Origin of the sequence: Streptomyces sp. NPDC093984, assembly GCF_044764595.1 — a bacterium.
GTDB classification, from domain to species: Bacteria; Actinomycetota; Actinomycetes; order Streptomycetales; family Streptomycetaceae; genus Streptomyces; species Streptomyces cynarae.
Genome location: NZ_JBIWIM010000008.1, coordinates 67,590 through 78,657 on the forward strand (window position 1 = coordinate 67,590; position 11,068 = coordinate 78,657).

The following is an 11,068-nucleotide window of genomic DNA, read 5'->3' on the forward strand; positions in this document are numbered from 1 at the left end:
CGGGCACTTCCGAGGTGCCCGGCCCGTTGTACGGGTACGCGGTGGCCGCGGGCGGGTACGGTTGGCCGTAGAGACGACTCGACTCGGGTGGTGGGCATTGTGCTGATGACGGCATTCGGCGGCCTGATGTGGCTGCTCTTCACCGCCATGCTGGTGCTCGCCGTGGTGGCGCTGGCCATGGCCGTGCTGTACCGGGAGGACGCGTACCGCGCCGCCGACAAGCAGAACAAGGGCTTCTGGCTGATCATCCTCGGCATCGCGGTCGCGGTGAACCTGTTCGTGCCGATGCTCTTCCTGCAGCTCGCCGGCCTCGTCGCCACTATCGTCTTCTTCGTGGACGTCCGCCCCGCCCTCAAGCAGGTCTCGGGCGGCGGCTGGGGCCGTCGTCGCCGGGGGAGCAGCAGCGACGGTCCGTACGGGCCGTACAACGGCGGGCGGTAGACGGCGGGGCAGCCTGGGCGGCCCGTGCAGCGGCCGACGGTCCGTGCGGGCGTACACCGGCGGTGGTTCCTTACGGGCCGTGCAGCAGTGGGCGGTTCCGTGCGGGGCGTGCAACGGCGGGCGGTAGGCGGCGGTCCGCCTTGGTCCGGCCTGCCGCCGTGGCCTACGGCGCCCGGTCGAGCAGGACCACCGCCACGTCGTCCGCCAGCTCTCCTCCGTTGAGGTCGCGGACCTCGTTGACCACCGCGCGCAGCAGTTCCTCGCCCGTCAGGCCCTCGGCCAGCCGGCGGCGGACCAGTTCCACCATGCCGTCCTGCCCCAGGCGCTCCCCGTCCTGCCCGACCCGGCCCTCGATCAGTCCGTCGGTGTAGAGCATCAGGCTCCAGACCGGTCCCAGCTCCACCTGCATCCGTGGCCAGCGCGCGCCCGGCAGCAGGCCGAGCGCGGGGCCGTTGTTGTCGTACGGCAGCAGCTCGGCGATGGGGGTCCCCCCTGCTCGAGCGGAGCCGAGAGCTTGGGGGAGGCTGGGGCGCGCGATCAGCGGGGCCGGGTGGCCGGCCAGGCACAGCCCGGCGCGGCGGCCGTCCGGCGCGATGTCCACCGTGCACAGCGTGGCGAAGATCTCGTCGTTGTCCCGCTCGTGCTCCAGGACCTGCTGCAGCGTGGACAGCAACTCGTCCCCGCACAGCCCCGCCAGCGTCAGCGCACGCCAGGCGATGCGCAGCTCCACGCCGAGTGCCGCCTCGTCCGGGCCGTGCCCGCACACGTCGCCGATCATCGCGTGCACCGTGCCGTCCGGCGTGCGCACCGTGTCGTAGAAGTCACCGCCGAGCAGGGCACGCGAACGGCCGGGCCGGTAGCGGGCGGCGAACCGCAGCGAGGACCCGTCGAGCAGCGGCGTGGGCAGCAGGCCGCGCTCCAGACGGGCGTTCTCCTGCGCGCGCAGCTTGGACTCGGTCAGCCGCCGCTCGGCCGTGTCGGACCGCTTGCGCTCGACCGCGTACCGGATCGCACGGCTCAGCAGCCGCCCGTCGAGCTCCTCGCGGAACAGGTAGTCCTGGGCGCCCACGCGCACGGCTTCGGCACCCCGCTCCGCGTCACCGGACGCGGTGAGCGCGAGCACGGCGTGGCGGGGCGCGAGCTGCAGCACGTGCCGCAGCACGGCCAACTCGTCGTCCTCCGCGGCGGCCCGGCCGGGCGCGGGCAGTGCGAGGTCCAGCAGGATGCAGTGGACGTCGTCGGTGAGCAGCCGCTCCGCCTCGGTGAGGTTGCGGGCGGTGCGCAGCCGTATGGGGCGGCCTGCCGAGTCGAGCATCTCGGGCACGATCGGCGAACCGGCCGGATCGTCCTCGATCACGAGCAGGGTGAGCGTGTCGTTCTGGGCCTTGGCACGGGCGGAGGGCCCCTGAGCGGTCTGAGCGCCGGGCAGGGACGCGGCTTGAGCCTGACCACCCTCCACGGCCGGGATCGCTCGGGGCCGCGGCACGGGTACGGGCATCGTCTTGGGTTCCTTCCCTCCCCCCGAGGGCACGGCGGGACGAGGGACTCGACCCACCGACGGGGACCATAGCGGTAGCCGAGGCCGCAATGGAATGCCCGACGGGGTGGGGTGGTGCAACCGGCCATCGTCATATGCCGCATCCCCTACCGCAGTTGGACACGGAACGGCCCCGGCGAAGATGACGAAAGTCACGTCCCGCGCAGGTTTCAACCGGAGGGAGGGTGGGCCGCGTCACGTGGGGTGGGTCACGTCATGACACGGCTCTGTTTTCGGTCGGCGTCCGGTTCAGCCGGAGTCCGGGCGCACCACCCCGAGGATCGGCATGGACCCGGCCCCCGCGATCGTCACCGTCCGCCCCGGGCGCGGGGCGTGGACGATCGCGCCGTCGCCGATGTACATCGCCACATGGCTGGCGTCGGAGAAGTAGATGATCAGGTCTCCGGGGCGCATGTCCTTGATGTCCACGTGCTTGAGCTGCTTCCACTGCTCCTGCGAGGTGCGGGGGATGGGCGCGCCGGCCGCGGCCCAGGCCTGGGACGTCAGCCCCGAGCAGTCGTACGATTTCGGACCTTCTGCTCCCCATACGTACGGTTTGCCGATCTGGTCGGTCGCGAACCGTACGGCCTTTTGCCCCTCTTCGGACGCTCTGCCGCGAATCTCCTTCAGTATCCCGGAGTCGAGCCAGGCGGTCTGTGCCTGGTGGGCGGCCTGCTCCTCCAGCTTCTGCAGTCGCTCCCGCTCCTGCTCCTTCAGCCGGGACTGCAGCTCCTCGGCGGCGGCGATCTGCTTCTCGATCTCCTTCTTGGCCTCGGCCTTGGCCTTGCGGTTGGCGTCGAGCCTCTTCCACTCGTCGGCGGCGTCGCTCGCGTACTGCTTCAAGTCCTCCTGCGTACGGGTCAACTCGGCGATCAGTCCCGTGGTCGCGTGTTCGCCCTGGCGGACCGTGCCCGCGTCGTCCAGGAACTCCTGGGGGTCACGGCTCAGCCAGAGCCGCATCTCGGGCGGCAGGCCGCCGCCGCGGTACTGGGCGCGGGCCGCAGCGCCCGCACGGTCCTTCAACTCGGCCAGCCTCTCCTGGTCCTTGACGATCTCCCGGGCCAGCCGGACGATCTGCGCCGACTGCTTCTCGGCCTTCTCCTCGGCCGCGTTGTAGGCGTCGGTGGCGACCGCCGCGTCGTGGTACAGCGCGTCCAGTTTTCTGCGGACCGATTCGAGAACCTCGTCGGACGCCGACGCCGACGCCGACGCGGATGCCGATGTCGACGTCGTGGCCGCGGCCGAGCCGTCGAACGGGGCGGGTCTCGGGTCCGGCCGCTCCGGGCTCGCGTACGCCGCGCCCGGTGTGCCCAGCACGGTGACCGTGCAGACCAGAGCGATGGCCGCCGTGATCAGGGTCCGCTTCCCGGATCCCATACCTTCCCCCAAAGCTGATTTACCGTCAGTAACCTACGAGGCGTCTGGGGATCGTGCCACGCTCGGGCGCAAAGTCACAGAGGCGGGACTTAACCGCATAAAAAACTCCCCCACCTGCCGCACCTCGTACGACGATCTCCCTCCCCTGCCACCGGCCCGCGTGCGGCGATCTTCCCGCGAGTGTGACGAAGCACTCAAGAAGATCGTTCCCCGCAGGTCGGGCAGGGGTCATGTGCGGGGCGCCAAGGCCCCCCAGGCCACGGTGACTTCCCCCTGGCGCCAGCGCGCCGGGCTGTCGGTGACCGGCCAGTCCGCCGTCAGCCGGCGGACGGTGCGTATCCAGCGCTGGCGCGCGCCGTACGCGGCGTAGGGCGCGGCGGCGGCCCAGGCGCGGTCGAAGTCGCGCAGGAAGGCGTGCACGGGCTCGCCCGGGACGTTGCGGTGGATGAGCGCTTTCGGTAGCCGCTCGGCTAGGTCGGACGGGCGGTCGAGGGAACCGAGCCGGGTGGCGAACGTCACGGTGCGCGGACCCTCGGGGCCGAGGGCGACCCACACATGACGGCGGCCGATCTCGTCGCACGTGCCCTCGACGAGCAGCCCGCCGCGGGAGCCGGACGCCGGGTCGGCGGGGGCGAGCCGGGCGCACAGCCGCTCCCAGACGGCGGCGACCTCGCCCTCCTCGTACTGCCGCAGGACGTTCGCCGCCCGGATGAGCGAGGGCCGCCCCGGCACGGGCACCTCGAACCCGCCGTGCCGGAAGACCAGCCCCTCACGGGCGTACGGCTGAGCGGCCGCGACCCGGGCGGGCTCGATCTCCACCCCCACGACCCGGGTACGGGGCGCGGCGGCACGAAGCCGCCGCAGCAACTCGACCGCGGTCCAGGGCGCCGCCCCGTACCCGAGGTCGACGGCCACGGGCTCCGCCGTACGACGAAGCTCGGCCCCATGGACCGCTGCGATCCAGCGATCCATCCGGCGCAGCCGATTCGGATTGGTGGTCCCGCGCGTCACCGTACCCACGGGGCGGGACGCGACGCGGGTTGACATGCCTACGAGAGTAAGGGGGCGGGACAGACCGCCGGACCGGCCTGTGGATAACTCTGACGCCGGGACTGTCCCCCGGGGCGGTAAAGGATTCGGCATCTACAGTTCAACGATCTTGTCCTGTGCATGACTCAGTGGGTGGGATGTGCGGAGACCACTTCGTGCGACTCCGGACCACTCCGGACCACTCAGGGGGATTCATGCACATAGCCCGTACCGGGCGGGGTGTCGCGGCTTCCGCGGCCGTCACCGCCGCCCTCGCCGTCGCCGCGCTGGCGACCGCTCCGCCGGCCGGTGTCACCACCGCCGCGCCCGCCGCCGTACCGCACACCAAGGCGGTTCCGGCCGTCGTCGGGCACACGCTCGTCCACGGCGTGGCCAGCCCGCTGACCAGCGAGCAGTGCCAGGCCAAGTGGCACATCGCCTGCTACAACCCGCTCCAGTACCGCACCGCGTACAACCTCAACCCGCTGTACGAGAAGGGCATCACGGGCAAAGGCCGCACGATCGTCATCGTCGACTCGTTCGGCTCCCCGACGGTCCAGCACGACCTCGACGTCTACAGCAAGCAGTTCGGCCTGCCCAGCACCAAGATCAAGGTGGTCAAGTGGGGCAAGGTGCCCCCCTTCGACCCGAAGAACTCCGACATGACCGGCTGGGCCGGCGAGACCTCCCTGGACGTCGAGATGGCCCACGCCGTGGCGCCCGACGCCAAGATCGTCCTGGTGGAGACGGCGGTCTCCGAGACCGAAGGCACCACCGGTCTCCCGGAGATGATGAACGCCGAGAAGTACCTGATCGACCACGGGGTCGGCGACGTCATCAGCCAGAGCTTCGGCGCCACCGAGAACACCTTCCCCGGCTTCGACAAGGGCGACTTCTCCAGCATCAAGAACCTGCGCTACGCCTTCCAGGACGCCAACCGCAAGCACGTGACCGTCCTCGCCTCCTCCGGTGACGGCGGCGCCACGGACCTCATGGCGGACGGCAAGACCTACTACAAGAAGCGCGTCAACTCCTGGCCCTCCTCGGACCCGCTGGTCACCTCCATCGGCGGCACCCAGCTCCACCTGGACGACAAGGGGCAGCGCGTCAAGCCGGACAGCGTCTACAACGACTACGGCGCGGGCGGCGGCGGCCAGTCCCACGTCTTCACCCGCCCGTCCTTCCAGAACGGCGTGAAGAACGTCGTCGGCACCCGCCGCGGCACCCCGGACGTGTCGATGGCCGCCGCGGTGAACGGCGGTGCATGGGTCTACTCCAGCTTCGACCCGACCGCCACCGGCTGGGACGTCTCGGGCGGCACCAGCGAGGCGAGCCCGCTCTTCTCGGGCATCATCGCCCTCGCCGACCAGGCGGCCGGCCACCGGGTGGGCAACATCAACGGGGCGCTGTACTGCCTCCTCGAGCAACGGAACTCCGGCATCGTCGACGTCGACGACGGCACGGACAACAGCTACGAGGGCGTCACCGGCTACAAGGCCGTCAAGGGCTACGACATGGCCACCGGCGTGGGCACGGTGGACGCCCTGCGCTTCGTGTCTGCCCTGGCTGAGGCGAGTCGGCGCGGCTGACCCGACGGCACTGCAACAGGACGGCCCGGGTGCGGAACCCGGGCCGTCCCAGGTCGGCGGTCGGCCTGGAGGCGGGCCTGACGCCCCTGCCTGCGATAGTGGGTCCGTGCTTCTGGAGCCTGAGAAAACTCTGTTCGTCCGTGGTGCCACGCCCGTGCTCCTGTTGGCTGACGCGCCAGTTCACCATGTTCTTCCGGCCCTGACCGCGCCGGACGGGGCAGTGCCCCTGTGCGAAGGCTGGAACATCGTCCCCAGGCTCACGCTGTGCGTCGTGGACGGTCCGGGCGAGCACGGACTCGTCGTCCCTGCTCTTGCCGCCCCGGTGCTCGACGGAGCCGAGGGGGAAACTGCTCCGGGTGACATGGCCGACTGGTGCGCGGACGTCGAAAGGGCCGGCGGAGCAGTCGTCCTGTCCATGGACCGACTGCCCGAGGTACTCGATTGGCCTTTCCTGCTGGACTCGGGCACCTCCCGCGGCGGCTTCGTACCCGCCCTGACCTGACCTGACCTGACCTGGTCCAGGTCCTACAGGGCTGGGCCGACGAACGGACCGACCTCCGGGTTCGTGAGAACAAGACAGTAACCGAGGTCGGGGTCGGGTGCAGTCCGAGTTGGTGGGGCAACCTCGTCGACGGTCTCGAAAAACCGTCGTGGCGCGAGCCACCGTGGGGCACGTCCCACACCCACGGGTCAGGCGTCAGCCAAGCGGAAGTGGACGATGGCGATGTCATCGGCGGGACGGATGTCGGGGTAGTGGTACCGCAGCCTGTCGTGCAGTTCTGCGAGATCGCGGAACCCGTCCGCGCCGGCGTCCTGCTCGGTCAGCTCGCCGACCTTCTTCGCAGTGATCTGGGTGACGACACCCTCCAGCACCACCTCCTCGTCCAGCTCGAAGACCATGTCGACCGGCCCCGTGGCAACCGGATCCCGGAAGCGTACGGTCGTCGTCTTCCGTCCCGTGCGGACGGCGTCGAGATAGTCCCGATGGAAGTGCAAGGACTGCCTGGCCGTCGCATGACAGCCCGGTTCGGAGGGCACGGCCTGCTCCGCCCACACATAGCTGTGCGGCAGGAGGTCGGCTATGGAGACGCTGCGGACTCCTTCGGGCGTCGGAACCAGGACGCGGATGCCTGGATGGTGGTCGAGGAGCACTTGCCGGTCGCGACCGCACGGCGAGAGCACACCGCGGCCCCGGTCGCCGACCGCAACGATCGTTGTCAGGTCACGCGCCCCCGCCGCACGGGCATGCCCGAGGGCCACGAGCTCCGCACAAGGACCGCCGGTGAAGTGGTACAGGTTGATGCCACCGAACATGCGTCCCCGGACATCCCGGACAGCGGCGCCAACCGTGTGCACCTCCCCGTCGCCGTTGGCCTCCACGATGCGCTGGGCCAACTCGATCAGTTCCATGTCTTCTTGCGTCGGCAAGTGCGGGGTCCCGTCCACGCACAGCACCCTACGACGCACTCCTCACCGCAGCACCGGAGACGGCCCGCGGCCAGTTGCCGCAGCACCGTCATTGGTGGAGCTAAGCCGCCTCGCGCCGCGCCGCACGCATACCCGCGGCGGGCTCCTGTGCGCCCTCGAGCGGCAAGGTCTCGTCCTGCCCGAAGCCAGCGAAGTCAGGGGCCTGGAAGGGGTTCGTCGTCGGAGGCGGCGACGCTGCAGTGGAGCAGCGGGGCCGCCCGTCCGGGGCGGAGAACAGCGGTGTCAGATCGATGAGAGGTCTCTCTTTCGGTACAGGTCCCCGAAGGGGGCCTGGTGTGCCATGACCGGGCACAGTGGTCCTACAGCTTGGTCATCTTGGCGTACGGGCTCAGGACCCGCACTTGTGCCGAGCCGAAATCCACCAGCGTCGCGATTCCGTCCTCGATGCCGATCACCCGGCCGAGGCCGTACACGTCATGCGTGACCTGGTCGCCCATGGCGAAGTGCTTGGGAGCCGGTGTGACCGGGGCCTTGAAGGGGCTGGTAGGCAAGTGACGCTTCGGTGCAGCAGGCTTTGTCATGGCTCAGTATGAACCCTCGTGGACCCCGTTCGCTGTGGCCGTCGGCACAGATCCGGACGGGAGCAACCGTGTCACGCCACTGACCTGGGCTTTCGAGACCCGGTAAGGCGAAACTCGACCGAAGGTTCCTTCGCTGACCGGGGCTGACCCCTGCAGCTGCACGGTTGTGGCACGAACCTCTCAGGCCTCCAACCAGCGGAAGGTTCCCTGGCAGGAGGCCTGATGCGTTGGCGTTACTTCTTCTTGCCCTGGGTCTTGCCGGGGATCTTGGTGAGCTGGGTTTTCGCTGGTCAGGCTCGGTGGGCTCGTGCGCGTGGTGGTCGTCGTTGGTCGTCCTTGGCCACTGTCGAGCGCCCTCGGACGGCCCAGAGACGGCCCAGCGATGAGGGAGCCGCTCCCCTGCTACACCGGGCTATCGTGCCGTCGTGACAAGCGCGACGGAGCGTCCCCTCCTTTTCCTAGACGTCGACGGTCCGACAGCACCGACGGCACGGGATCCGGATGCTCCGCGGTCGAGCCCAAGCCGTCCTGGCAGTCGGACACCGGCTGCTCCCGCCGCAGCGTCGCGGACGTCTCGGCGGTGGCCGACCCGGCCACCGGCGTCGCCGTCTACGACACCTACGGGGCCTCCGGCTGGGACGTCTACGGCGGCACCAGCGCATCCTCGCCGATCGTCGCGGCCACCTACGCCCTCGCGGGCACCCCGACCGCCAACAGCTACCCCTCCTCGTACCTCTACGGGCACACGGCGGCGCTGAACGACGCCACCACGGGGTCCAACGGCACCTGCTCACCCGCCTACCTGTGCACCGCGGGCGCCGGCTACGACGGCCCGACGGGCCTCGGCACCCCCAACGGCACCGCCGCCTTCGCAGGCGGACCGAACTCCGTCAACGCGCTGCAGCCCGGACAGAAGCTGACCTCCGGCCAGCGGCTGAGCAGCGCGAACGTGACGCTGACCATGGGCAGCGACGGCAACCTGGTCGCCTACCTCAAGACGGGCGCGGCGGGCAACGGCCCGGCGATCTGGTCCAGCCACACCTCGGGCCACTCGGGGGCGTACGCCTACATGCAGAGCGACGGCAACCTCGTCGTCTACACCTCCGGCGGCAGCGCCCTGTGGTCCACGCACACCTACGGTCACACCGGCGCCTACGCCCTCATGCAGAGCGACGGCAACTTCGTCGTCTACAAGAGCGGCGGCGGCCCCAGCACGGGCGGCGCCCTGTGGGCCAGCAACACCTACAAGTCGGTTCCCTGACCTTCCCCACCACCGGCTGCCCCGCCCGACGAACGGGCGGGGCAGTTGTGTCCGCCATGCGGAACACAACGAAGGCATTTGTGACGCCATCGCCCGGACGGCGGATTCCTGTGTAAATAGCACGCTGCCGGTGTCGACCGCAGTCCTTCCCGCTGGCCTGGGGGCATTCTCGGGGAAATGGCCGGGTCCACCCTGTGTGTGCGTCGTAGCGGTCACACCGCGAGTGTCGTGGCGCCATGACGGGTGTATTGCCGGCGACCCGGTCGACCGCGATCAGGTCCTCGCGGACCAGATGAGGGCAGACGGCGGCCAGATCCTCTGCGCGGATCCCGATCCCGAGATCGCACAGCAGCTTCGCTCCGGTCACGCCCGAAGGCGGATCCAGCGGCAGCATCAAATGCATTGCCCCTGTCCCGGAACAGCGACGTTGCCTCGTCGCCCGCCCGGGTTAAACAGGCGCAGCCATCCAGCCCATTAATCATTTTCAATGTATTTTGTGATCCGCTCGGTTTCCGTGAAACCGTCGGGATGAATCGCGGGAAGGTGAATTCACCTGAGTAATATGCCAGCGACAGAAATGGCGATTCTGTGCGACCGAGAACCGCCACGTCACCACCTTCTCACAGGAGCTGGCCCCTCGATGACGCTGAATATTCCTGCAGCGCCTCTTCGGCGTACAATGTCAATCTGGATCGCGGCGGTGACGGCCGTGGTGATCGCGGCTGCCGTCCTCGCGGTGACGCCGACACGCGCAAATGCCGTTGCCACCCCTGTGCCTCTTGGTACGGCAGCCAGCTTCGGAGTACTGGCTGGCGCCACGGTCACCAATACCGGTCCCACGGTGGTCAACGGTCTCGACGTCGGTGTCAGCCCCGGGACGGCCATCACCGGCTTCTTGACGTCCGACGGAGGGCCCGGCATCGTAACCCCGCCCGGGACTCTGCACTCCGCCGACGCCGTCGCCGCCCAGGCCAAGATCGACCTGACCACGGCGTACAACCAAGCCGCCGAACAGACTCAGACGGACGCGGTGTACAACGACGCTCCCCATGAGTTCGGTGGCCAGACGCTGACGCCGGGCCTCTACAGAGCGAACAGCTCCGCACAGATCACCGGCACACTGACCCTGGACGCCCAGGGCGACCCCAATGCCGTCTGGGTGTTCCAGATCGGTTCGACGCTGACGACGGCCTCCGCCAGCTCAGTGAGCTTCATCAATGGCGCCTCGCCGTGCAATGTGTACTGGCAGGTCGGCAGCTCGGCCACGCTCGGTACCGCTTCCACGTTCGTGGGCACCATCCTGGCCAACACCTCGATCACCGCCAACACGGGCGCGACCATCAACGGCCGGCTGCTGGCCGACGCGGGCGGAACCGGTGACGGCGCCGTGACGCTGGACAGCAACAGGATCTTCCTGGGGCCGTGCGGGGGCGGGACTACTGGTGGCACCACGGGCACTACGACGTCGGGTGGCACCACGGGCACTACGACGTCGGGTGGCACCACGGGCACTACGACGTCGGGTGGCACCACGGGCACTACGACGTCGGGTGGCACCACGGGCGCTACGACGTCGGGTGGCACCACGGGCGCTACGACGTCGGGTGGCACCACGGGCGCTACGACGTCGGGTGGCACCACGGGCGGGGGCACGGGTGGCACCACTGGCGGGGGTGCAACCGGCGGAAACGGCGGCCACGACCATGGCGGGAAGCCCGGCAAGAAGCCCGGCAAGAAGCCCGGCAAGAAGCCCGGCAAGAAGCCCGGCAAGAAGCCCGGCAAGAAGCCCGGCAAGAAGCCCGGCAAGAAGCCCGGCAAGAAGCCG

At 69.6% G+C, this 11,068-nt stretch carries 10 protein-coding genes; 5 read left to right on the plus strand and 5 right to left on the minus strand.

Annotation, left to right across the window (positions count from 1 at the left end; genetic code table 11):
* Nucleotides 1-99 precede the first annotated feature (99 nt).
* Nucleotides 100-441 (plus strand): DUF2516 family protein, encoded by a 342-nt coding sequence (locus tag ACIRC0_RS27040; RefSeq protein ID WP_200421102.1) that lies wholly within the window; start codon nucleotides 100-102, stop codon nucleotides 439-441.
* Nucleotides 442-604: 163 nt separating this feature from the next.
* Here the strand turns inward: ACIRC0_RS27040 and ACIRC0_RS27045 are convergent, their stop codons facing one another.
* From ACIRC0_RS27045 to ACIRC0_RS27055, 3 genes are all read right to left on the minus strand, one after another.
* Entirely contained in the window at nucleotides 605-1,939 is a 1,335-nt protein-coding gene (locus ACIRC0_RS27045) for a PP2C family protein-serine/threonine phosphatase (protein WP_403620556.1), read from the minus strand.
* Nucleotides 1,940-2,227: 288 nt separating this feature from the next.
* Nucleotides 2,228-3,355, minus strand: coding sequence for an NlpC/P60 family protein (locus tag ACIRC0_RS27050; protein ID WP_403620559.1), 1,128 nt, complete (start codon nucleotides 3,353-3,355; stop codon nucleotides 2,228-2,230).
* 228 nt (nucleotides 3,356-3,583) lie between these two features.
* Nucleotides 3,584-4,402, minus strand: a complete 819-nt coding sequence (locus ACIRC0_RS27055; protein WP_403620562.1) for a class I SAM-dependent methyltransferase — start codon at nucleotides 4,400-4,402, stop codon at nucleotides 3,584-3,586.
* Nucleotides 4,403-4,599: 197 nt separating this feature from the next.
* Between ACIRC0_RS27055 and ACIRC0_RS27060 the strand changes: the two genes are divergently transcribed.
* Nucleotides 4,600-5,973: a S8 family serine peptidase gene (locus tag ACIRC0_RS27060; protein ID WP_403620565.1), complete on the plus strand. Its 1,374-nt coding sequence runs from the start codon at nucleotides 4,600-4,602 to the stop codon at nucleotides 5,971-5,973.
* A gap of 220 nt (nucleotides 5,974-6,193) precedes the next feature.
* Nucleotides 6,194-6,475: a hypothetical protein gene (locus ACIRC0_RS27065; RefSeq protein WP_403620568.1), complete on the plus strand. Its 282-nt coding sequence runs from the start codon at nucleotides 6,194-6,196 to the stop codon at nucleotides 6,473-6,475.
* Nucleotides 6,476-6,663: 188 nt separating this feature from the next.
* On the opposite strand, the gene ACIRC0_RS27070 is transcribed toward ACIRC0_RS27065, so the two are convergent.
* Together ACIRC0_RS27070 and ACIRC0_RS27075 are read right to left on the minus strand one after the other, a co-directional pair.
* Complete coding sequence (locus ACIRC0_RS27070; RefSeq protein WP_403620571.1) at nucleotides 6,664-7,383, minus strand: ASCH domain-containing protein; 720 nt, start codon at nucleotides 7,381-7,383, stop codon at nucleotides 6,664-6,666.
* Between the two features lie 377 nt (nucleotides 7,384-7,760).
* On the minus strand, nucleotides 7,761-7,982 hold the full coding sequence (locus ACIRC0_RS27075) for a hypothetical protein (protein ID WP_403620574.1): 222 nt from the start codon (nucleotides 7,980-7,982) through the stop codon (nucleotides 7,761-7,763).
* 580 nt (nucleotides 7,983-8,562) lie between these two features.
* Here ACIRC0_RS27075 and ACIRC0_RS27080 point away from each other — a divergent pair.
* A complete protein-coding gene (locus ACIRC0_RS27080) occupies nucleotides 8,563-9,243 on the plus strand; it encodes a hypothetical protein (RefSeq protein ID WP_403620577.1) in 681 nt (226 codons plus the stop codon).
* Between the two features lie 640 nt (nucleotides 9,244-9,883).
* Nucleotides 9,884-11,068 (plus strand): ice-binding family protein (locus ACIRC0_RS27085; RefSeq protein WP_403620580.1); only part of this gene is annotated, 1,185 nt, incomplete at its 3' end.